General features: G+C 55.0%; 1 protein-coding gene. It reads right to left on the bottom strand.

All coding sequences use genetic code 11. The features are described from left to right. Positions 1–289, bottom strand: a 289-nt coding sequence (locus FDX22_RS15810; RefSeq protein WP_146717440.1) for an ATP-grasp domain-containing protein, incomplete at both ends; no start/stop codon positions are given.

A 289-nucleotide genomic window follows, 5' to 3' on the forward strand; every position in this document is an offset into this window, starting at 1 on the left:
GTTGGTAAAGCCCGGCAGCGTGTTGATCTCGTTGATCACCACGTCATTCTCTGCGGTCAGGAACACGTCCACCCGCGCCATCCCGGCGCAACCCAGCGTCTGGTAAGCCTGAATAGCGATCTCACGGATCTTGTCGTTAATTTCTGGGGCAATCGCCGCCGGAACCACGACTTTGGCCCCGTTATCGTCAATATATTTGGTATCGTACGCGTAAAAATCACTGTTCAGCACGATCTCGCCACAGGTACTGGCCTGCGGATGATCGTTGCCCAGCACCGCGCATTCTATT

The organism is Citrobacter sp. TBCS-14, assembly GCF_005280805.1.
Lineage (GTDB): Bacteria > Pseudomonadota > Gammaproteobacteria > Enterobacterales > Enterobacteriaceae > Citrobacter > Citrobacter gillenii.